Below are 2,554 nucleotides of genomic sequence, written 5' to 3'. Positions count from 1 at the left end.
CCGATCCACTGGAACATGCTACATACCCCGTTTCCTGGATAGCGGCATCAGCTACCCACCCCGTCGCCAGTCCTGATGCGCTGCTGTATCCGGTGGTCGTGTCATTTACGAGATCAAGATATGAGCCTGTGAGAGTAGCTCCGTCCCAATCAAAGGACTCATCCCCAAAGAACTCGGTGAAGGACAGGAAGTCGGAAATCTGTACAGCGGTATCCACCGACCCGGTAATGGGTATCCCAGCGAACCCGGATATGGAGATTCCACTGGTAGACGGGTTATAGGCGGCCAACTGCGGTCTGCGCCAATCCGGCACAACAAACGCACCGTTGAAAGGGGCGCTCGAAGCACCCCTGGCGGTTTGATTGTTAGTCGGGAAAGCGTAGGTGGTCACAGATTATGGTCTCCGAATTTGTAAAGTTTTTACAGCAGCGCCGCCGAGCTGCCGCCGACCGCTTCAACGGTTAATGTTGGAGCAGTACCAATGGCAGTGAAGGTGAACACGTAGTCTTCGTAACCACCCTTCGGAACTGCCGGGTTAGGCAGGATCGTCCCGACCGTGACGCCCGTACCGCCTGCAAGCGTCCCGGCATAACCCGTTGCAGACTGGTCATTGTTGATGAAGCGCCACTTGAAGGCTGTGCCCACAACTGCATTAGGCATGGCTGCCAAGATGTTTACCGCCGTGTCGGTCGTGACCGTGAAGACTGCCGTTTGGGTTGCGCCGTCTGCAAGGTATTGGCCTGCGAGTTGGGCTGCCGTTGCGGTGATGTTTCCAGCGGTTGTGGTGGAACCAATGACTATCTTGGAGGATAGTGCATTAGTGGGTGGATAAATTGATTGCTCCGAAACCACCTCGCCGCCGAGAACATCAAATTCTCCTCCGCCGCGTCCAATAATTATAACATCTCCACTAACAACATTAAGTGTGGTTGGTGGGGTGGTAGAGTTAAGTCCAATTTTTGGCGCATAAATAAATTGATGTGGGCCGGTTGAAATGGTGTAGTTATTTCCGTAAAAATGTAGCACTTGGCCAGCAAGACTGGATAAAGGCAGAGTAACAGTTACCCCGCTCACAACCTGAATAGCTTGTCCATAGGCCGTAATTGGTAGTGTAACATCAGCACTTAAACGCAGTTGACCAGAGTAATTACCAATAATAGTATAAGGAGCGGTTACGGATGCCCCTAATTGGTCAATCGTAAACCCTGGGATATTTGATGCTGGACCACCTAAATATATACTATTACCTGATCCTGAATTATCTACTACAACCGGGGATGCTGCACCGGACAGGTTTAAGGAAGAAAACTTTGGATTGCCAATTGATAAGCTATTGTTTGATGCAGTTATGGCGACAACGGAAGTTTGATACCCAGCAGCGGCCATTGTACCGATTTCTATGCTGCAATTGCTACCATCAATTTGTATCGCTGGCTGATCCGGTAACGCACCCCATCCTTGCGTCGTTACAGTTTCCAGCTGCCCAGTGAATCCGTCTGTTACGGTGTTATCCACCCACAGGCCGTAGCCTCCAATATCGAAGTCACCTGTCGATAGGTGTAACTTACTGGTTGTACCGTAGGACGATTGGCTGACTCTTATTGCAGACCTGGCTCCATAGGTAAATAGATTATAAAATTGCGGATTGTCGCACCTAAATAGGTTTATAACATCCAAATTCGCAGCTGCATAAGCCATAACATCAGCGGTGGTACCATCCCAGAATGGCCACGCGTGCAAGTTGCCGATTATATCCGTATCTTTAGAGTCATCTATATATATACCGTTTATAAATGGGTCCATCCGGACACCTATAATATTTATTCGACCCCCACCAATGCTCTGAATTCCCCGCGTTGGGTTTACAAGGAAAAGATTTCTCATGTATATATCTGTGGCACCAGAAATCTGGAAATCATACCCTAGATCATTTGCGGCCCAATTTGACTGACTATATGCTGGTTGATTACGAATAGTAGCGAAACCATCAAATATTGATCCATTAGCAGCAGAAGATACTGTGATTCCACTGCCAGTCCCGAAGATATTCAAGAATGATCCGTTGCTCCCATTCGGGTTGGAGGTATTTCCACTAAAATTAGACCCTTGTCCCGTCATGTTTATCGGTGCCGTAACAGCCAATGTATTAACGGAAAAGAATCCTGCGGGAATATCTAGATGAAATTTAGTTCCCTGAACCTGATTGATAGCCTGCTGATAACCAGCGGTGCTGTCGTTTGATCCTGTTGGGTCAACATCAAAATCAAAAATGCTTGCATTCTGAGAAAGCCTTTTTACCAATGATCTCTTTCTGCTGCCAGACATTGATGGTTGATACGCCGCACCTGCCGGAGCAATATTGTCTACCGCTTGAATAGCATTACTGGTAGCCACTGTAGGCGCAGCAGCCCCCGGAGCCACGGACCCGGTATAGGTATAGCTCGTCCCCGTAACACCGCTCGCCACAAGCCCCAGCGTAGTGCTGCCCGCAGTCGTGGCGTAGATATCCATCGCCGTTTCGTTCAGTGGGTTGACCCAGTTGAAGATCATGGTG

The 2,554-nt window shown here is 49.0% G+C and carries 2 protein-coding genes; both read right to left on the bottom strand.

Annotated features, from left to right (window positions below; genetic code table 11):
• The coding region (locus ACYC56_RS15165; RefSeq protein WP_461375008.1) for a hypothetical protein at positions 1-391 on the bottom strand (391 nt) is incomplete at its 3' end.
• 29 nt (positions 392-420) lie between these two features.
• Positions 421-2,554: hypothetical protein (locus ACYC56_RS15160; protein WP_461375007.1), on the bottom strand; the 2,134-nt coding region annotated here is incomplete at its 5' end.

This window comes from Candidatus Aquicultor sp. (genome assembly GCF_054640775.1).
This window is presented reverse-complemented; position numbering and strand designations above follow the sequence as displayed.